This is a genomic window from Gilliamella apicola, from assembly GCF_000599985.1.
GTDB lineage: Bacteria > Pseudomonadota > Gammaproteobacteria > Enterobacterales > Orbaceae > Gilliamella > Gilliamella apicola.
The window spans coordinates 627,709-648,778 of record NZ_CP007445.1; the positions used below are offsets into that span (position 1 = coordinate 627,709).

General features: G+C 32.0%; 18 protein-coding genes. 15 read left to right on the top strand and 3 right to left on the bottom strand.

What is annotated here, in order from left to right; translation table 11 throughout:
• The first annotated feature begins 11 nt into the window (after positions 1-11).
• Both GAPWK_RS02950 and GAPWK_RS02955 read left to right on the top strand, forming a co-directional pair.
• Positions 12-1,223, top strand: coding sequence for an ABC transporter permease (locus GAPWK_RS02950; RefSeq protein ID WP_025314802.1), 1,212 nt, complete (start codon positions 12-14; stop codon positions 1,221-1,223).
• Complete coding sequence (locus tag GAPWK_RS02955; protein ID WP_025314803.1) at positions 1,223-1,888, top strand: ABC transporter ATP-binding protein; 666 nt, start codon at positions 1,223-1,225, stop codon at positions 1,886-1,888. The genes GAPWK_RS02950 and GAPWK_RS02955 overlap by 1 nt, the downstream gene beginning before the upstream one ends.
• A 63-nt stretch (positions 1,889-1,951) precedes the next feature.
• Here GAPWK_RS02955 and GAPWK_RS02960 read toward each other — a convergent pair whose 3' ends face one another.
• Positions 1,952-2,533, bottom strand: a complete 582-nt coding sequence (locus GAPWK_RS02960; protein WP_038517085.1) for a Maf family protein — start codon at positions 2,531-2,533, stop codon at positions 1,952-1,954.
• The gene (locus GAPWK_RS02965; RefSeq protein ID WP_038517088.1) at positions 2,530-2,940 is read right to left on the bottom strand and encodes a GNAT family N-acetyltransferase; all 411 of its coding nucleotides are present in this window, start codon (positions 2,938-2,940) and stop codon (positions 2,530-2,532) included. Before GAPWK_RS02965 ends, GAPWK_RS02960 begins: the two co-directional genes overlap by 4 nt.
• Before the next feature lie 224 nt (positions 2,941-3,164).
• Between GAPWK_RS02965 and GAPWK_RS02970 the strand changes: the two genes are divergently transcribed.
• A complete protein-coding gene (locus GAPWK_RS02970; RefSeq protein ID WP_025314805.1) occupies positions 3,165-3,593 on the top strand; it encodes a universal stress protein in 429 nt (142 codons plus the stop codon).
• 129 nt (positions 3,594-3,722) lie between these two features.
• On the opposite strand, the gene rlmKL is transcribed toward GAPWK_RS02970, so the two are convergent.
• Positions 3,723-5,843, bottom strand: coding sequence for a bifunctional 23S rRNA (guanine(2069)-N(7))-methyltransferase RlmK/23S rRNA (guanine(2445)-N(2))-methyltransferase RlmL (rlmKL, locus tag GAPWK_RS02975; RefSeq protein ID WP_025314806.1), 2,121 nt, complete (start codon positions 5,841-5,843; stop codon positions 3,723-3,725).
• Between the two features lie 537 nt (positions 5,844-6,380).
• Here rlmKL and GAPWK_RS02980 point away from each other — a divergent pair.
• The 12 genes from GAPWK_RS02980 (at position 6,381) to GAPWK_RS03035 (ending at position 20,645) form a co-directional block, all read left to right on the top strand.
• Positions 6,381-8,795: a type VI secretion system Vgr family protein gene (locus GAPWK_RS02980; RefSeq protein ID WP_025314807.1), complete on the top strand. Its 2,415-nt coding sequence runs from the start codon at positions 6,381-6,383 to the stop codon at positions 8,793-8,795.
• Positions 8,795-9,352 carry a DUF4123 domain-containing protein gene (locus GAPWK_RS02985; protein ID WP_025314808.1) on the top strand — a complete coding sequence of 186 codons (558 nt, stop codon included), beginning with the start codon at positions 8,795-8,797 and terminating at the stop codon, positions 9,350-9,352. Before GAPWK_RS02980 ends, GAPWK_RS02985 begins: the two co-directional genes overlap by 1 nt.
• A gap of 1 nt (position 9,353) precedes the next feature.
• Positions 9,354-10,187 carry a hypothetical protein gene (locus GAPWK_RS02990; RefSeq protein ID WP_025314809.1) on the top strand — a complete coding sequence of 278 codons (834 nt, stop codon included), beginning with the start codon at positions 9,354-9,356 and terminating at the stop codon, positions 10,185-10,187.
• Between the two features lie 101 nt (positions 10,188-10,288).
• A complete protein-coding gene (locus GAPWK_RS02995; protein WP_025314810.1) occupies positions 10,289-11,737 on the top strand; it encodes a hypothetical protein in 1,449 nt (482 codons plus the stop codon).
• A gap of 321 nt (positions 11,738-12,058) precedes the next feature.
• The gene (locus GAPWK_RS03000) at positions 12,059-13,537 is read left to right on the top strand and encodes a zinc metalloprotease (protein WP_025314811.1); all 1,479 of its coding nucleotides are present in this window, start codon (positions 12,059-12,061) and stop codon (positions 13,535-13,537) included.
• Between the two features lie 40 nt (positions 13,538-13,577).
• Positions 13,578-14,459, top strand: coding sequence for a hypothetical protein (locus GAPWK_RS03005; RefSeq protein WP_146206965.1), 882 nt, complete (start codon positions 13,578-13,580; stop codon positions 14,457-14,459).
• 36 nt (positions 14,460-14,495) lie between these two features.
• Positions 14,496-14,987, top strand: coding sequence for a hypothetical protein (locus tag GAPWK_RS03010; RefSeq protein WP_025314813.1), 492 nt, complete (start codon positions 14,496-14,498; stop codon positions 14,985-14,987).
• Between the two features lie 105 nt (positions 14,988-15,092).
• The gene (locus tag GAPWK_RS03015; RefSeq protein WP_025314814.1) at positions 15,093-16,598 is read left to right on the top strand and encodes a zinc metalloprotease; all 1,506 of its coding nucleotides are present in this window, start codon (positions 15,093-15,095) and stop codon (positions 16,596-16,598) included.
• Positions 16,599-16,610: 12 nt separating this feature from the next.
• On the top strand, positions 16,611-17,597 hold the full coding sequence (locus tag GAPWK_RS03020) for a hypothetical protein (RefSeq protein WP_025314815.1): 987 nt from the start codon (positions 16,611-16,613) through the stop codon (positions 17,595-17,597).
• Positions 17,598-17,608: 11 nt separating this feature from the next.
• The gene (locus GAPWK_RS03025) at positions 17,609-18,094 is read left to right on the top strand and encodes a hypothetical protein (protein ID WP_025314816.1); all 486 of its coding nucleotides are present in this window, start codon (positions 17,609-17,611) and stop codon (positions 18,092-18,094) included.
• A 108-nt stretch (positions 18,095-18,202) separates the two neighbouring features.
• Positions 18,203-19,699 (top strand): hypothetical protein, encoded by a 1,497-nt coding sequence (locus GAPWK_RS03030; protein WP_025314817.1) that lies wholly within the window; start codon positions 18,203-18,205, stop codon positions 19,697-19,699.
• Positions 19,700-19,709: 10 nt separating this feature from the next.
• Positions 19,710-20,645, top strand: a complete 936-nt coding sequence (locus GAPWK_RS03035) for a hypothetical protein (protein WP_025314818.1) — start codon at positions 19,710-19,712, stop codon at positions 20,643-20,645.
• Positions 20,646-21,070: the final 425 nt, after the last annotated feature.

The window sequence follows — 21,070 nt, forward strand, 5'->3', positions numbered from 1 at the left end:
AGGATTTAAACATGCAAGAACAACCCATTACCATGGCTAATTTGGCTTGGCGGAACATTCAACGACGACCATTTCGTAGTTGTTGTTTAATTATCATTGTTATGCTTTTTTCAGCCACACTTTTTGGTGGTAGTGTGATTATGAAAAACCTTAGTTTGGGAATTTCTGGCATGGCTAATCGCCTTGGTGCAGATATTTTGGTTGTTCCATACGGTTACGAAAAAAATCTAGAGGTTGCCTTATTACGTGGTGAACCAAGTAGCTTTTATTTAAAAGTTGATTTGATTGATAAAATCAAAAATATAAAAGGGATACAAGCAATATCACCACAGCTTTTTATCGCTTCACTCAGTGCAGGTTGCTGTACTTCAAAAGTGCAACTAATTGGTTTTGATCAGCAAAGCGATTTTGTGATCAAACCTTGGTTGCAATCGCAACTTACTCAGCCACTTACTGATAACCAAGTTGTAGTTGGTTCAAAAATTAGTTCAAATATTGGCGATGAAGTCATGTTTTTCAATCATCCATTTAAAATAGCAGCTAAGATGGACAGTACAGGCATGGGCTTTGACACTTCGGTATTTATGACTATGCAAGCAGCACATACTTTAATGAAAGAAGCTGAATTAGTACAAGGCGATGTTGATCATTTTGCGGATTATGCTTCTTCAATTTTCATAAAAGTCGATCCCGATTATCAGCTTAAAGATATTGTTAATCAAATCATGCCCAAATACGCTATCGACTATAAACTGGATTTTGTTATGACTAAAGGTATGTTAAGTAATATTTCCAAATGGTTAAATGGCTTTTCGACTATTGTATATAGTTTATCGGCAATTTTTTGGGTATTAGCAATAGTGATTATTTTTGTCATCTTCTCGTCAAATTTAAATGAACGCAAACGCGAAATCAGTTTATTGCGTATCTTAGGAGCCTCACGTCGAGATTTAGTAAAAATGCTGCTGCGTGAATCTTTAATTATTAGTGCATTAGGTGGCTTAATGGGAATTTTATTAGCAAGTGTGTTGCTCTATGCATTTAGCTTATTAATCTGTCAAACCATTGGTTTGCCATGCATTAATCTTTCAGTGATTGATGCGTTATGCTATGCAGTAGTGGTATTAACATTAACCTTAATTATTGGACCATTATCAAGTATCTATTCAGCTTTATCCATGACTAAATTTGATACTTACAGCACGCTCAGAGAGGGTGAATAATGTTACTGAATGTTAAAAATTTGCGTAAAGATTATCAACGTGGTCAACAAACTTTTGCCGCAGTGAATAATGTCAGTTTCAGTATGCAATCAGGTGATTTTAACTGCATTATGGGTAAATCAGGTAGCGGTAAAACGACGCTTTTAAATATGATTGCTGGTTTATTAACGCCAACTCAGGGGAAAGTAACCTTTAATGATGTAAATCTATTTGAATTAGATGATCAGCAAGTATCGGCTTTTCGTAATCAGCATATTGGTTATATTCCTCAAGGTAGCAGTTTACTCCCTAATCTTACTGCGATTGATAATATTCGCTTACCTTATTACTTAACTAAGCGCCCAAATAAAAGTAGCTTCAGTTATGCGAAAAGTTTATTGGAAAAGGCTAAAGTCAGTTATTTGCAAGATGTTTATCCAGCCAATATGTCAGGCGGGGAAATGCGTCGTATTGCCATATTACGTGCATTAATTTGCCAGCCACAAATCATCATTGCAGATGAGCCCACCAGCGATCTCGACGAGGAAAGTTCTACTGATATTATGCAACTGCTAAAAGAAATTAACCAACAAGGTACTGCGTTATTGATTGTCACTCATGATCATGATGTAGCAAATTATAGTCAAAATATCTTGAAAATGTCGGCAGGGCGGTTTATTGAATAAATAAGTCAATGCTAACTTACATAATATTAAGTGAACACTGACTTATCTATTTTACCTTACTTATTAAAGCAATAAGGGATTACAACCCATTTCAATCATTATTTTATTAAGCTTCAACAGCGGTAATCCGATTAATGAATTAATATCATCACCCTCTAACTTATCAAACAGCGTTATACCTAGCTCATCACATTTAAAACTGCCTGCACATTGTAGTGGCATCTCTTTAGCGATATAGGCATCGATTTCAGAACAACTTAGTTGCCGAAAGGTGACTTTAAACGGTTCACAAAGAGTGGTAGATTGACCCGAGTGGGTGTTAATAACCGTCATCCCTGTATAAAAATAAAATGTTTTGCCACTGCTATTGGCAAGTTGTTTGCGAGCATTTTCAATAGTATGTGGTTTGCAAACAATTTTTCCCTCTAAAACGCCTACTTGATCTGAGCCAATGATTAAGCTATCTGGATATTTATCGACTAATGATTGCGCTTTGAGATTCGCTAGACGTACAACTAACTGCTCAGCAGACTCACCCGCAAGCGGCGTTTCGTCACAAATAGGCGGAACACATTCAAAAGGGATAGCGAATTTCTCAAGTACTTTTTTACGTGATAGCGATGTTGACGCTAAAATGATTCTCATATTGATTTATCTCTTAAAATCCAAGCGGAAGGATGGGCATTAAATCCGATATGTCCATAATAATCAACTGCACTTGGAGCAGCCAGTAAGGTTATCGAGCAATTTTCATGAGTATTCTTTTTTACTTCTTTAATTAATTGTTTACCAATACCTTGTTTTTGATAATCCTCATCCACAGCAAGATCCGCCAAATAAGTTATATATACAAAATCCGTTAAACAACGCGCTATACCAATTAATTTATCATTATGCCACGCGGTTATAACTAAGTTAGCATTATCTAACATAGCTTTAAATCGTGTTGGATCGGTAAGAGGTCGGCGCTCGCCTAGTGAACAGTGACGATAAAGCGCAATAGCCTCTTCAAGTTCTGGTTTGATGTCAGAACGGTAAATAATACTACTCATGGTGATCTCCGTCATGAAATGAGTAAAAAATGGTTTCATTTTTCTAAATTGGTTTTAGGATATTATAGTAAGCATCAACTAACTTAACTATTAAAAATAAATAAAAAATAAATCCAAAATGAGTATTATAATGATCAAATATCGTGATCCTTAAACCATATGACTGTTAGACCGTATTGTCAAAGATCATTTATCAGGTTTTATTTAGCGAGGGAGGTAGTTTTATGTATAACAAGATTTTAGTACCGATTGATGTGCTTGAAGATGAGTTAACCCAAAAAGTCATCCCACATGTCGAATGTTTGGCAAAATTATCAAATGCCGAGGTGGTCTTCTTCCATACCTTGCCAGTAGCGTCAGCGATTGTGAACGCTTACTCATTTGGTTTTGATGAATTTAAAGATAAGGCAACAGTACAAACTGAACAGTGGTTACATAAGTTAATGGCTTCTATTAATTTACCTCAAGAAAAATTGTCGTTTTCTATTGCGTTTGGTAATCCAAGGGATGAAATTCTTCATATTGCGGAAGAATTAAAACCCGACTTAATTATATTAGGATCACGTCGCCCTAATATTACCACTCACTTACTGGGATCGAATGCGGCTGGTGTAGTCCGTAGCGCGCAAACTTCAGTTTTAGTCGTTCGATAGTTTCTAAATTTATTCTTTAAACTATAGCGAGGAGCGAATAACTCCTCGTAAATAATTTGTCGTTTAATGCTCTTAGTAAATAATCCAAAATCCATATCAATACAATCTATGCAGATGGACGACATGCTTTTATTTTTGGTGTTGGACAATAAAACAGCAGTGAATTTGCTTATTACGTTTAAAGTCCAAAGATAACGTTTTATTAGTGATATCTTGATAAGTCAATCCAAGGTTTTGCATACCAACGTTATCCATTTTAAAACCACGTTTATTGTTCGAAAACACAATAATGCCATTTGGTTTTAATAATCGTTTTAAATTCGCCATTATTTTTAAATGATCACGTTGAACATCAAAAGTATCACTCATCCTTTTAGAATTTGAAAATGTAGGTGGATCAATAAAGATTAGATCGAACTGATCATCACTATGTTCTAAATACAATAAACAATCAGCTTGAATTAAGCGATGCTGTCTACCCGTTAATCCATTTTGTTTTAGATTACGATCGGCCCATTGTAAATAAGTGCGTGACATATCAACCGTCGTAGTTGACTTAGCACCGCCTAGACCCGCATAAACCGTTGCACTACCGGTATAAGCAAATAGATTTAGAAAATCCTTACCTGCACTCATTTCACCAATCATCTTGCGCGCTAAACGATGATCTAAAAACAGCCCTGTATCTAAATAATCGGTCACATTTACCCAAAACTGAGTTTTGCGTTTATTAATGGCATACTCATGCACCAAAAAGTAATCCTGTTTTTGGCTCAATTTTTGATATTGCTGTTTGCCTTTCTGCTTTTCACGCGTTTTTAAAACTAATTGATCGGCAGTGAGTTCTAGCACTGACATAGTGGCGTTAATAATATCAAATAGCCGTTGACGAGTTTTTTGTGGATCGATATTTTTAGGCGCTGCATATTCCTGTACTACTACTTTATCTTTATAACGATCGATAGCAACATTATATTCAGGTAAATCGGCGTCATAAAGGCGATAACACTCTAGTTGTTCTTGTGCAGCCCATTTTTCAAGTTTCTGTTTATTTTTTCGTAAACGATTAGCAAAATCAGCCGCTGGCAATATTGGTGTGCTGACTTGTTCGCTAGATCGTTGTGCAATAGTATAATTTTTTTGTACACAATCTAACGGACCATTCTTCGCTTTAAATTGTCTTTCTGCACGCATTTGTAAACAGTCTAACAATTGAGGTGCGCCACTAAATAACGAAAGTCGCCAGCCACCAAAATATTGCTTAATTTGACGACCAAGCGCTGTGTGCAGGGCAACAAGAGCAGGCTCACTTTCTAATCTTTCGCCATAAGGTGGATTACTAATTATTGTACCTGTTACATCATTAGGCAGTGGATTGGTTAACTGCGTTACATCTTGTAATGCAAATGTAATCAAATCGCCTACACCCGCCTGAATGGCATTTTGTTTTGCTCGCTCTAACACCACGGTATTATTGTCGTAACCGATAAATGGTATATTTGGTTTGCTAATATTGTGTTTAGCGGCAAATAATAATTCATTCCAAAGTATTGGATTAAAGCCTTTCCAAGCAAAGAATCCCCAATGTTTACGCAATAAACCCGGTGGAATTTTAGCGGCGATCATCGCTGCTTCAATTAGCAGTGTTCCCGAACCACACATAGGATCGATTAATGGCGTGTCCATCTGCCAGCCTGATCGCATAATAATTGCAGCAGCTAAGTTTTCTTTCAATGGCGCTTGCCCAGTTTGCTGACGATAACCACGTTGATGCAAACTGTTACCACTTAAATCTAACGAAAGTGTTACACGGTTTTTATTTAAATAAGCATGAATACGAACATCAGGATCTTGCTTAGCCACATTAGGGCGCTCGTTAGTATGACGAGAGAAGTGATCAACAATCGCATCTTTAATTTTGAGTGCACCATATTGGCTATTACGGATAAAATCGTTTACACCAACAAAATTAATCACAAAGGAATTATCAACTGCAAAAATATCTGGCCATTTAATATTAAAAACGCACGAATAGAGATCTAAATCACTATAAATATCAAACTCAGCAATTGGCAACAAAATACGTGATGCCAGACGCGACCATAATAATGATTGATATAATGTCTTTTCATCCGCATCAAAAAAGACACCCCCTTGAGCAATTTTACAATCGATCGAACCTAACTCTTCTAACTCTTTTTTCAATAACTCTTCAAGCCCGCGTGACGTGCTGGCAAATAGTGTTTTCATGCATAATCCACTTAACAATAAAATTGAATGCATTATAGCGAGTTATTTTTATTGTGGGAAATAAAGGATAATCCTTTTTAGGTGTTGAGGATTTTTGAGTGTAAAAGCAGTAAATTTTGTAAAAAATATTCAGGAGTCTATATCGTCTTGTTGTGATGTTTGCTGTATTTTATCTTTAATGTATATTGCCAAATGTTAACCACTACTAATGACAAGTTTTTAGTTTTATAATTTTATTAAATAACTTAAATTCATATCAATACGATCTATTATAAGTTGTGTTTATTATTAACATTAATTTAAGATGTGTTTATAAATCATTACATTTCTAAATAATTGATTAATATATTTATATTAACAATGAAAATCCGCATTAATAACTCAGTTTAATCATTATCTACAATTAATAAAACTTAATAAAAAAATAATTGACTCGTTCAAAAAAAGTACTTAGTTTATATATCTAAGATTATCGTTAATAAATATCTGTGTTTTTGAAAAAGATCAATTTTTCTATCATAAATTAAGGATTGAAGTATGAGCACAATGGAACAACTCAGCGATAGCTTAACTTCGCTTTCAGGGCAATTATCACACAATAACTATTCATTGTCAGTTGATGGCTCCGACGCATTATCAAGCATTTCTGTTGTATCAATTAAAGGTCAAGAGCGGTTAAATGAACCTTGGCAATATCAGATAGATTTCACCAGCGAAGATAAGCAAATTTCAATTGCATCCATGCTTAGTCAAGCTGCCTCTCTGACTTTTCATCCTAACCAATCTCCGTTACAAGTAACACAAATCAGATCATTAGATAATATTGCCAAAACAAGAAAGCTTTACGGAATAATCACAGAATTTAGTTTGGTCTCAATTAGCGAAGATGAAGCGCGTTATCGAGTCAAACTTGAACCTCGTATGGCATTACTTGCAAATCATCACCAAAGTGCCATTTTTCAAAATAAGAATGTCATCGATGTGGTCGATGAAGTATTGCGAAATCACAATTTTATCGGTATTGATTTTCGTTTTGAATTAAAAGAAAGCTATCCTGTACGAGAATTTATTACGCAATGGCAAGAGAGTGATTTAAATTTTATTCAGCGTTTGCTGGCAGATGTTGGTCTCTACTTTTACTTTGAAACGCACCCAGAGCATCATTGTGATGTAATAGTAATAAGTGATTATGAAAAAGGGTATGCTGATGGTGGTAGAGTGATTATAAAGCAACCAAGCGGACTCAATGACCATCTTCGCCACAGTATCTGGGATTTACAATTTAGCAGTAAAACTAAACCAAGTCAGGTCAGTGTTAACGATTATAACTATCGGATGTCGGACAGTGATCTTTACAGTAGTGACAACAGTCAACCGAAAGATATGACAATGCGAGGCGAAGACTATCGGTATGAAGAGCATCACAAAATCGAAGGTGATATACAAACAGTCGAAAGTGGCAATTGGTATGCGCGTATTCGGCATCAACATTATGTAAGCGAACAATTTATTCTAACTGGACAATGTAATGCTTATGAGTTAACTCCGGGAAAGTTAGTGACTATAGCAGATTGCCCTATAGCCGAAATTAAAGATGGTGTGGTGATTGTTGCAACCGAATGTTATGGTGACCGAACGGAATCTTACCAAACCCGCTTTACTGCTATCCCTTATGATGCTCTTAAACCGTATCGCCCGGCACCATTACCGTGGCCACAAGTGAGTGGTACCTTACCAGCCCGAGTGACCAGTAAAGATGATGATACGTACGGTTATATTGATACGCAGGGTCGTTACCGAATTAAATTTAATTTTGATTTAAAAAATTGGCAAAAAGGTGAGGAAAGTTTATGGGTCAGACTGGCAAAACCATATGCCGGCGATACTTATGGCTTTCACTTTCCTTTGATAGATTCAACAGAAGTTGCAGTTGCATTCACCAATGGTAATCCAGACCGCCCGTATATAGCTCATGCCATGCATGACAGCAGTCATCCTGATCATGTTACGACAATCAATAAACACCGTAATGTGATACGCACACCAGCGAATAATAAACTGAGAATGGACGATAAACGTGGTCAGGAGCATATTAAACTGGCAACGGAATATGGTAAAACCCAACTCAATTTGGGGCATTTGGTGGACAGTGAAAAAACGAAACGAGGAGAAGGTTTCGAGCTACGTACCGATGAGTGGGGCGCAATATCGGCAGAAAAAGGAATTTATATTACAACCGAAACTGAATCAAAAGCAAAAGGTAAACAACTGGATATGGAAGGTGCAAAGATCCAGCTTAGTAATGCGCTTTCTATTGTTCAATCATTGCAAAAAGTTGTAGAAAATTCAAATGGTCATTCAGCCGATATCGAAAGCCAAACCGAACTTAAAAATACTCTTACAGAACTTAACGAAAGTGGAATAGTGGGTTATGCCCAAGAAGGCATTGGTTTGACGAGCCCGAAAAATATTCAATTATCGACTGGCAAAAATATTTCAATCATTGCTGAGAATAACACAGAGATTAGTGTAATTAAAAAGATTACATTGGCGGCCGGTGAAGCATTAAGCTTTTTTGCTCACAAAATGGGAATAAAGCTTTTTGCATCTAAGGGGAAAGTTGAAATACAAGCTCAAAATGATGAACTTTCGCTTATGGCTAAAGATGAAATACAAATTAATAGTGTTGATAACTCAATAACTTTGACCGCCCCTCGTGATATTACGTTAATCAGTGGTGGCTCTTATATTAAGATAAATGGTGAAGGAATAGAACTCGGTACACCAGGAAATGTAGTCATAAAATCTGCTGCGTTCCAAAAAATGGGACCAGCAAGTATGAATGTAAATACTCAGGAAGCTCATTTTATGGATATGCCTCCGATATCTTTGTGCGTAGAGTGTTTAAAACGTGCTGCTCGTAATGCCAACTCCATGTTGGAGATAAGTTGATGACAACACCTAAAACATCACTACCACAGTTTTCAATAACTGAAAATATACCTGAATCAATAAATGGAGAATTAGGTCATAGACATGAGGATGAACCTGTTTATTGCTATGCCATCGTTGATTGCGCTCATTTTGATGCGTGCTTTTATAAAATGTTTATTAAAAATCCTAATATAACAAGTTATCCATTACTTGCTGATACTCCTTATTCTAAATCATCCGAGGCAGGGCCACTATTAGTAAAAATAGAACCAGATAGAGAAGAGAATCAAGATATTATTAATGAGATTTTATTCGCTCAAGAAGAGAAACCGTCAGTACTTTGGTTTTGGAGTAAACTCCCTTTTTTAGTTTTGAAACAATATTTGAAAGAACTACTCTTTGCTGAAAATCAAGATGGGAAAAAATATTTTTTAAGATTCTATGACCCACGATGTTTTATTGATATGTTGGAAATATTCAAAGCTGACAATAATATCGATAGATATCTCAAAAAAATAGAGTGTTGGGCATATTATTTAGATAGTCAATATTATTATATTAATAAGGATAGTTGATATGGCTCTGAAAATTGATGATAAAATAGACAGCATTTTAAAAAAACAGGCAATAGATCTCTATTTGGATAAATTAGTTAAACATTGCCATGGACATTATCCGTACTTAAAAGAAAAAATAGATTATCATCAACTAAAAAAAATATTAAGTTCATGTTTAACTATCACAAAAGAGATCGGATTTAATCAAGAAGATACCACTCGATTTTATATCGATTTGCTCATTTTGTTTGGTATTGAGTTTATCCATGATCCCCAATATCGTTGGGCAAAAAAAATTTTAGATGACTATCAAGATTTTACTGAAGTTACTCAAGCAGAAGAACTTTACTTTAAAGCTATACCTTTTTTAGAAGGAGCTTATGGTAAAGACTTATCTAAAAAGAATGAAGTATTTAAAAAACTAGATGATTATTTAAAATCACAATCCACCAATTATGTCTTTTCAAAAGAGAAGAGTTTGTTAGATAAATCAGCCATAAAAAACCAAGTAATTACAGCTTTGAATGGAATTGTTCAAGCAAAATTTCAGATTACTGAATCTGAAGATTTTGAACATCTATTTTCATTTGGTATTGATCGAGCCCAAAATCATCTTCTTATGAATCATCCCACAGAAATTGCAGCAGCAATCATCTTGATGTTTATATTTGGAAGTCATTTTGATCAAGATCCATTTTTATCAGGCGAACTAATAGACAATACTCAATTAGCACCACAAACAATATACGATGAAAGTATTAACTTTAATTCAATTTACCATCGTTTTTGCCATCAGTTCCCGTGGTTACCTAGTTTGATTGAAATGAATATAAATAAACAAGAATCAATATGATTTTAAAGGAAATAATATATCACTATTTTGCTGTTTAAAACGAGTTTAACTCATTTTTATATCATATTTATTATTGAAAATAATTAAAAAGGAATTGAGATATGGCAGTATGTAATTTTCCCCAAACTAGCCCACCAATAGGTCAGGCCTCAACCTCTTGCTTGCGAAAATTTACCATCCATTTTAGGAGACCAGATAAACTTAAGCAAAATCATAATGCTCCTTATAAAGGTGAGTATGGTTTTGATTGGTTACGTGATGAGTATATTTATCCGATTGAAATGGTTTATTTTGACGAAGTTATTAACTCACAAAATCCAGTACCTATAAATACATATATTGAATTATGCAAAGAACATAAAAAACTTAAAAACGCATATCTGAGTGATAGTTGTAAGCCACATGGTCAAGATTATTACCCTGCTTGGCTCTCTATTTTTGCTTGTAATGTACAAGGAAAGAATTCAAATGCAGGTTCACAAATCCACCAAGCTGGCGTTTATTTAGATCTGCAACTTGATGAAATTGATGAAATAATCTCTGATGGTACAGAGATTATCTTTAAACCTAGTAAGCCATGTCTAAAAATCACTCCAGACAAGATTTCTATTTCGGAATTTTTGCTGAATTCGAAAAAAAAACGAACACTTGATAGTAAAAATAATCAACCACAAATTTATTATTATCTGCTAGAGAATGCCGTTAAAATTGTGTGTCAAGGAGATACGCTAAAGCAACACGAGAAAATAAGGGTATTTGCCAAACTTGGTTCGGATGAATATGAGGTTGGTCAATTAAATATCTATAAAAACGACAAAATATGTAAAGCCAATCTTTTCGTGATTAATGTTATTACAGAACATGACTACAATAATAATAAAATCATGCCACCATCACCCCCATCATTAAAGTATATATTAAACAACCAATCCTTTAATCAAGCTTTAATAAACGTAGAAATTAAAGTAATTGAAGATTTTGATTTATATGCATTAAAGGTAAAAACCCAAGATCAGGATATTATAAATTTATTGAATTATATCGCTCAACCATATGCAAATCTAGATCCAGGACTGATACTTAATGAACTTAATAAATTATATGACAGATATGGAAAAAATCGTCCTAAAGATCCAACAAAACCTAATCAATTTTTAGGAATCAATGATCATGGGCATAAAAATACTTATCTTCTATTAACGGGCATTAAAATCAGAAACGGCGATTCAAGAGGATATTCTACAATAAGCAATTATGCTTTTAAACATTCTTGTGTAATTTATCATCATTTTACTAATGATGATATAACTATTCCTCATGAGATAGCACATACATTTTCTTTACCTCACACATTTGAACGTTTTGCTGGACCAGAATTTTATCCTTTTCACAAAGGATACACAGATAACTATATGGATTATCCAAATTATCTTGATAAGGCAAAACACGATGCAGCTAATAAATATCAAAATAAAACTTACTCTTTTTGTAAATGGCAATGGGATGAGATGAGAAAGGATGAAAGTCTTGAAAATAATGAAAAGAAATAAGTAATGAATTTTAATTTATTATCTGATTTATTTATATTGTTATTATCAAACTTTAATCAAAGAGTAAAATATCTTGTAGCTAGGTTATTTTATTGAATCAAGATATATCTATTTACCTACGAGAGTTAATAAAACACAATTAGAAATCTGTTTTATAAATAGTTGATACAATATCAGGAATTTTATATTGCTTATATCGTTCATCATAATGAAATTAAAGAATATCAACACAAAATAACTTGGTTATTTTGAATAAACACTAATAAATAATAATGATAAATTAATTATTTAATATAAATATAATAAAAAAGGAATGGAGATATGGCAATATGTAGTTTTCCCAAAACTAGTTCACTAATAGGTAAGGCTTCAACTTCTTGCTTGCGACGTTTTACCATCCACTTTAGAAGACCTGATACACTTAAGCAAAAACAGAATGCTCCTTATAAAGGTGAGTATGGTTTTGATTGGTTACGTGATGAATATATTTATCCGATTGAAAAGATTAAATATGATAATCATCTAACAAATGCTCGAAAAAAAATAAAAAATAAAATACTACCATTATGTTTAAAACCCAAAAAGCTAAAAGAAGAATATAAAAAAGATGTAGAGAATCCTATCAAACCATATGAACAAGATTATTATCCAGCTTGGTTGTCTATTTTTGCTTGTGATGTGCAAGGCAATAATGCAGATGCAGGTTCAGAATTGCACAAAGATGGCGTTTATTTAGATCTGCAATTAGATGAAATTGATGAAATTATTAATGATGGCACTGAAATTTTTTTTAAAACAAGTGATCCATGTCTAAAAATCACACCTAACAAGATTGCTATTTCAGAATTTTTGAATACCTCGAAAGAAAAACGGAAACTAAATGAAAAAATTGGTAAACCGGAAATCCATTTTTATAAATTAGAAAATGCCGTTAAAATTATATGTCAAGGTGACACGTTAAAAGAACATGGTCAGATAAAAGTCTTTGCCAAACTCGGTTCGACTGAAATTGAAGTTGGTCAATTGATGGTGTATCAAAATGACATAATAGGTAAAGCCAATATTTTCGTGGTTAATGTCATTACAAAATATGATAACAATAATAATAAAATCATTCCTCAATCACATCCTTCATTGGATAATTTATTTAACTCTCAATCCTTTAATCAAGCTATGATAAAGGTTGAAATTAAAGCAATTGAAGATTTTGATTTATTCGCTTTAAAAGAAAAAGAAGAGGATGTTAAGAAATTTTTAGATGATATTAATAATTCAATATTTGTGGATGAGAATAGTCGAACGCAGCCAAGCGTTGTAAGAAACAACCTTTGTGATTTATATAATCATTATGGAAAACATAAACCTAAAGATAATATAAGTATCAATGATGAAGGTCATTATAATACCTATTTATTATTTACTAATAAAGTAATAGAGTGGAAAAATCAAGATACAGTTAAAGGAATAGCATATTATAGTGGTACACCGAAAAGAGATTTCGAATGGGGAAATATGTTTGTTATTTTTGGTAATGCTCTTACAGAAGATCATACTATTGTTCATGAAGCAGGGCATAGTTTTTCATTACCACACTCATTTGAATGGAGTTTATCTCCACATATTTTTTATCATGGTTATACTGAAAATTATATGGATTATTCTCAGCATCAATATTTAGATTCAAAAAGAAAGCCTCGCCTTGAACGTAATAAATATAGTGGAAATATGTACTCTTTTTTTAAATGGCAGTGGGATCTGATGCGTAAGGATAAAAGTATTGAAATATTGCAAAAGGAATGAGTACATGAACTTTAAGCGTTTTTTCTATAGCTTTTTTATAATGTTATTATTAAGTTTCTTAGCAAAAGCTTATATGCCTAGTCGTCAGGATATTTCGACAATTACTATTAATAGTATTTGTGGTTTTGAAAGCTCATTAATAATCAAAATAACAACTAATTCAATTATTATCCCCCAAGGTTTTTGTAACAAGAAAGAATGTTCTACAGATGGTCATGAAATACAATATTTAGGGTATCATGATATTTTTAAATTTGTTCCTGAGCAATATCTAACAGGATCAAATTATATTTCTCCAATCACATATGATGGTTGGGCTACAACTAAATTAGAAATTTGCTTTGTTGATGGTCGTTGTCATTTGTTGAATTATGAAAAGTCTGATAATAAAGAGATGATACTTTTTGATAATAAACTAAACGAAATACTATCTGGTAAAAGTAAATATCAATTCCATTCGAAAACAATTCCTCCAATGCCCAAAGTGATTTTTGATAAAAAAAATCTAATATCGATTAATCTATATCAATTAATTGGTTACCCTTTTACTGAAGTATTATTATTTACAATCACTGCTGATTCAATAACTAAATATCCCTCAAAAAAGTGTTATTTAATCTATGGGGAACTTGAATGTGAGGAAAAAAGAGAAAGTATTCGCTACCAAGATAAATATAATATTTTTAAAGCTTTTCCAACTTTATTTTTATCTGGCTCTAATTTTATTGATCTCAGGGAATATGGTGGAGGAGAAGGTAATGACTTTGAATTATTCAAAATTGAAGGTTGTTTTACTGATGGTCATTGTAATATATGGGATTCTGATGTTGTTAATCGCTATCATGATGATCAAACAACGGAATTCCTAAATAAAATAAGGAAACTTTATTACGATACTCTGAAAAGCAATACTACAAATTAATTGAAAGTAAAAATTCAATACGTAAATGGAATAATGATGAAAACAAAGATATTTTGGGGTTGGTTATTCGTTTTTTTAAGTTTTATTGCTAATGCAAAAATAGTCGATACTGATGATTTTGAAATTATTATCTATGATTCAAAGCCTGAAGCACCCGTCGGAAGAATGCGTCTTGAGATCACAGAAGACTATATTGTTAAATACGCAACATTAACTTGTGTTCAAAACGAGAATGTTCGAAGTTGTATAGTTAATGAGCCTGATAGTAAATATAGAGGCAATCATAATCTGTTTCAATTAATCCCAGAAAGATTTTTAACAGAAGATGGTTATTATAATATGCAAGAGTATGATGGTTCTGGCTATAAGATTTCCATTTGTGCTAATTCAATTTACGGTTGTAGTTTATTTAGTTCTAACACGCCAGATCGTAAAGATAAAGATGTCGCAGAATTTTTGGATAAAATAGACCAACTTTTAGCAGGTAAAAGTGAATATCAATTTGAACCTATCTTAATGGATAAATAAAGATAATAAAAAATTTAAGTATCTATACAAAATAAGCAAGTTATTTTTAATAAACAATAATAAAAATAACTTAATGATTAAAAATAATTAAAAAGGAATTTAGATATGGCAGTATGTAATTTTCCTCAAACTAGCCCGCCAATAGGTCAGGCCTCTACCTCTTGCTTGCTAAAATTTACCATTCATTTTAGAAGACCAGCGAAACTTAAGCAAAAAAAGGGTGCTCCTCCTTATAAAGGGGAGTATGGTTTTGATTGGTTACGTGATGAGTATATATACCCTATTGAAGAGGTGTTATATGACGACAGGGAAGATTTATCCCACCCGAAACCTATAAATAAGTATTGTGCACTCTGTCTAGATTCTGAAAAACTTAAACTTGAGTATCTCAGTAAAAGTATTAAGCCACATGGCCAAGATTATTATCCTGCTTGGCTCTCTATTTTTGCTTCTAAAGTTAAAAGCGATAATGCAGACAAAGGCTCAGATATGCATAAAGATGGCGTTTATTTAGATCTGCAACTTGATGAGATAGATAAGATAATTAATGATGGCACAGAAATTTTTTTCAAACCCAGTGAACGATGTCTAAAAATCACACCCGAAAAGATTTCTATTGAAAAATTTCTAAAAACCTCGATAAAGAAACGATCAATCAATAAAGATACCGATACAGAAATTAGTTATTATCTGCTAGAAAATGCCATTAAAATTATGTGCCAAGGAGACACGTTAAAAGAACACGGGCAGATAAAAGTCTTTGCCAAACTCGGTTCGACTGAAATTGAAGTTGGTCAATTGATGGTATATCAAAATGATTCAATAGGTGAAGCTAATCTAGTCGTGGTTAATGTTATTACAGAATATGACAATAATAATAATAAAGTGATTCCTCAATCACATCCATCATTAGATGATATATTTAACAACCAATCCTTTAATCAAGCCATGATAAAGGTCAAAATTAAAGCAACTGAAAATTTTGATTTAGTTGAATTACGTAATAAAACTAATGATAAAGATATTATTGATTTTTTGTATGATATTAAAGATAGTACATATATGAAAAGTCAAAGAAAAAATCCTAAAGATTCCCAAAAAACAATAGAATCTGCTAGCGATATAAAAAATCGCCTTATTAAGATATATGAAAAATTCGGGAAAAACATTCCTGCGGATGGCAAACCAATCCATGATGAAAAACATCATAATACTTATCTGTTATTTACAAATTTAAATCCTACAATGAGCAACGGTGTTGCAGTAGGAGGAGAAGCTTGTGGTAAAATGACTTCCTCACATGTAATTGAATGGGGGAATGGATTGGTAATATTTCAATCAGGTCTTAAGGATCGTCATATTATTATTCATGAAGCAGCACATTCCTTTACATTACCTCATACATTTGAAACCTTTTCAGAGAATGATTCAGCGAATAATAAGCATATTTTTTATCGAGGTTATACAGAAAACGTTATGGATTATAATGCGTATCTAATTTCTGGTAAGCCACTAGTATATGATCAAAATAAATATGATGGTCAAATGTATTCTTTCTTCAAATGGCAATGGGACTTGATGCGAAAAGACAAAAAAAGTATTAAATATTAAAAGGAATAGGTAGTGAAAGTTAAAAATATTTTTTGCTCAATCTTTATATTATTTTTATTAAGTTTTACGGTAAAAGCGGACAAATTTAATCGCCAGGATATTTCGACATTGACTATTGAGGATATTGGTCGTTCTAAACATGTAGTATTTATGAAAATTACAACTAATTCAATTATTATTCCACATGGGTTTTGTACAGATAAACAATGCCCTAAAGATGGTCAGGAAATACAATATCTAGGACATCATGATATTTTTAAATTTGTTCCTGAGATATATTTATCAGGATCAAACTTTCTTCATCCAGAGTTATATGATGGTACGAATGCGATTAAGGTAGACATTTGTATTACAGATGGTCGTTGCCATTCATGGAATTATGGAGAGTCTGATGATAAAGAAATGATACTTTTTTATGATAAATTGAAACAAATACGAACTGGTAAAAGTGAATATCAATTTCATCCGAAAGTGACTTCTCCAATGCCGAAAGTTATTTTTGATAAAAAAAATCTGAAATCAATTAATATATATCAATTAATTGCTTACCCTTTTCATGAAGTGTTGTTATATACCATTACTGCTGATTCAATAACTGAATATCCTTCCAAAATATGCCATTTAAACATTGGTGAACTTCAATGTAAGGTATTAAGTAAAAGTATTCAGTACCAAGATAAATATAATATTTTTAAAGCTTTTCCAACTTTGTTTTTATCAAGCTCTAATTTTATTGATGTCAGGAGATATGGTGGAGGAGATATTAATGACGATCCATTATTCAAAATAGAAGGTTGTTTTACTGATGGTCATTGCAATATATGGGATTTGTATACTGGGAATCACGAGATTGATAACTTTTTTAATCGCTATCATGATGATATTACTAATCGTTATAATGATGATGAAGCAAAAGAATTTCAAAGCAAAATAACACAACTTTATTACGATACAGTGATAAGTAATCTTAAATTTAATCGTAAGAAAACAAAAGAATAATAGGAATAATGATGAAAAAAAAGATATTTTGGGGGTGGTTATTCTTTATTTTAAGTTTTGTTGTTAATGCAACAACATTTGATACTTATAATTTAAAAATAATTATTTATGATTCAACACCAGAAGCACCGGTTGGAAGAATGCGCTATGAAATCGCTGAAAACTATATTGTTAAATACGCAACATTAACTTGTGTTCAAAACGAGAATGTTAGCAGCTGCACAGCTAATGAACCTGATAGTAAATACACAGGTCATCATAATCTTTTTCAGTTAATCCCTGAAAGATATTTAAGAAGTGATGAAGATTATAATATGCAAGAATATGATGGGTCTGGTTATAAGATTTATATTACTAATTATGGAATAAACATTTTATTTAGCTCTAACACGCCAGATCGTAAAGATAAAGATGTCGCAGAATTTTTGGATAAAATCGATCAACTTTTAGCAGGTAAAAGTGAATATCAATTTGAGCCTATCGTGATGGATAAATAAAGAGAATAAAAAACTTAAGTATCTATACAAAATACCCCCGCTATTTTGTATATACAACAAAGGTAAGTTGTAGATTAATTAGAAATATAATTAAAAAGGAATATAGATATGGCAATATGTGATTTTCCTAAAACTAGTCCACCAATAGGTCAAACTTCAACTTCTTGTTTGCGAAAATTTACTATTCATTTTAGACGACCTGATACACTTAAAGAAAAAAGTAATTACAGTTATCGAGGTGAATATGGTTTTGATTGGTTACGTGATGAATATATTTATCCAATAGAAAAGGTAGATGTTGATTTTAAGTCGAATAGGAATTTTGTTTACTTAAATAAAGCGGTACCCTTATGCAGAAATCCTGACGATTTGCGAGAAGAATATAAGAGAGATATAAAAAATTCAATTACACCTTATGGAATAGATTATTATCCAGCATGGTTGTCAATTTTTGCTTATAATGTTAAAGGTAATGCTGGATCGACAATGCATAAAAAAGGGATCAATCTAACCCTGCAACTTGATGAAATTGATGAGATTATTGACGATGGCACTGAAATTATTTTCAAACCTGGTAAGCCATGTTTAAAAATTACCCCTAATAAAATTTCTATTTCACATTTTCTAAAAACACCCAAAAAAACGCGCATACTGGATAGCGATACGGGTACACCAACAATAAATTATTATCAACTCGATAGCACCATAAATATTAAATGTTTTGGCGATACTCTTAAGGAGCATGAAGAGGTAAGGGTCTTTGCAAAACTAGGAACAACGGAAGTTGAAGTCGGTAAACTAATGGTATATCAAAATGATATTATTGGTAAAGCTAATATTGTGGTGGTAAATGTGATTACTGAATATGATGAAAAAGGTAATAAAATATATCCTCAGGCGCATAAATCATTTGAGTATCTTTATAAATATCAATCCTTTAATCAAGCTATGATTCGAACGGAAGTTATTTTAGGTGAAGAGTTAGATCTGGTTAAATTATCTAATGTTGAGAGTAATTATGATGTTAGAAGTTTTTTAGGAGATATAAAAAATAAAAGATTTATGGAAAATGTAAATTCTGCTGAAGAGCTAACTAAACGCTTACGCGATTTATATGAGAATTACGGGAAAAATCGACCGGAAGGAGGATTAGTCGATGAGGATGGACATTTTTATACTTATCTCTTATTTACTACATTATCACCTGTCAATGGAAAACTTTATGGTATGGCTACAGGTAAAATGAAACATGGAAAATTAAGTTCAAAATTTGAGTATGGAAATATTTTTAGTTTATTTGCAGAAGGAGTTAATAATGATCATACGCTTGTTCACGAAGCGGCGCATACGTTTTCTTTAGATCATACATTCTCACTTGCTATAGATAATAATTATGTCTTTTATTATGGTTACACTGAAAATTATATGGATTACCATTTCTATCATACATTTAATAATTTAATCGAAAAAAAACTTATTTATACTGATAGTAAAGGTAATACATTCTTATACCAAAAAGATAATCGTTATAAAGGTAAAATGTATTCATTTTATAAATGGCAATGGGATCAGATGCGCGAAGATCGAAGTATTGAAAAAAAATAAGGAATACCTTATGAAGTTAACAAGCCTGTTTTATAAAATATTATTGATGTTTTTTCTAATTAGCTTTATTGCTGAAGCAGATATGCATAAACGTAAAAATATTATATCCGTCACTATGTATAATTTCATTTTTGAACCACGAGAATATTGGTCGGCTGAAATCATAATTTTTCCAAGAGTTAAATTCACTGTTAACTTCTTATTAATAGAAGATAAGGTAAATTGTAATTCATTTTATTGTCCTAAAGAACGCTTATATTTAGTGCATAATAATATTAATGATTTTGTGCCAGATGTTTTTTTAACGAAATCTTATTATGTCACTCCCGAGAATGCTGATAATGCTGATAATGATGAGTCGGAATTAGAAATCTGTTTTACGGATGGAAGCTGTAATAGATGGAATAGAGAATCTTATCCGCAGGAATTTAATACTTTATATGATAAAATGCAAATGATTTTAATGGATAAGGATGATTTATCTTATCATCAATCTCGTCAACTACCAACTAAGGCGATTTTTGATAAAAAGGATTTAACTGAAGTTAATATCTATAAATTGAGCGCTTATCCTTTTAATGAAACGTTATTATACAAAATTACCAATAATGCAATAATTAAATACGCAAACAAAATATGCCAGCTAACTAATGGCGAAATTCAATGTTTAACACAAAATAACGAAACCAAATACAAAGGTAAACATGATTATTTCAAATTATTTCCAACTTTGTTTTTAAAAGGCTCTCATTTTTCAGATCCGAGAGAAAATGGCAAAGATGGATATAAAATAGAAAGCTGTTTTAAACTAAATGATTGCGTTATCTGGAATGACCATTCTCCTTATTATAAAAATAATGAAATTAAACTATTTTTAGATAAACTTGATGAATTGGTAACTGAAAAAACGCAGTATAAATTCGAGCCCATCGTAATGAATGAATAAAAAAATTTTAATATTTGTTATAGCGAGTTATTTTGGAAAATAAAGGAAACTTTTTTAACCCTTGAGGATTTTTAATATAGATTTATATAGCTGTAGTAGTTTAATTTTATTCTGAAATCATATTGAAATGATATAGATTCCTGAATATTTTTTACAAGAAATTAAAATTATATATCGATAACCATCTGTTTTATTTGTCATTATAGTATGTAAATTAAGATTTAAATTAACTTTCTTAACTTTAAGTAAACATGGAAGATTTTGCAAATTAAAAAATTAATTTTGTATTAATAGGTTGATAGAAGCTATCGCATTGTTGTCTAAGTGATATCTAATCCAAAATAAGCATGCCATGATTAAATTGAGAATTGAAAGTGTAGGTAAATTTTTTTAACGTGTATGCGGTTGGCAAGAATACATTGTTT